We start from the raw sequence: 208 nt of genomic DNA, 5'->3' as shown, positions 1-208 counted from the left end.
CTTAGCCCGGACAACTTCAGCAAGAGCGATTCCAAGTGCAAAGGCGAGTACAGGGAAAAGGTATTTCAGTGTGTTCTGGAAGTCTCCCTGAGAGAGATGTACTCCAAAGAGAAGCATGTTTCCAGTCTGTGCATTGGCAAATACTTCTCCACGCTCCATATAAGAGTAAGCATCCATGAATCCACCGGAAAGTGCAAGGATTGCTCCA

The 208-nt window shown here is 47.1% G+C and carries 1 protein-coding gene; it reads right to left on the bottom strand.

Going from position 1 to position 208, the window contains the following annotated elements; translation table 11 throughout:
- Positions 1–208, bottom strand: a 208-nt coding sequence (locus LIZ87_RS22305; protein ID WP_227149248.1) for a YoaK family protein, incomplete at both ends; no start/stop codon positions are given.

Source organism: Lacrimispora sp. 210928-DFI.3.58 (assembly GCF_020554865.1).
Taxonomy (GTDB): domain Bacteria; phylum Bacillota; class Clostridia; order Lachnospirales; family Lachnospiraceae; genus Enterocloster.
The sequence above is the reverse complement of the archived record's forward strand: the minus strand, read 5'-3'. Positions and strand labels throughout refer to the sequence as shown.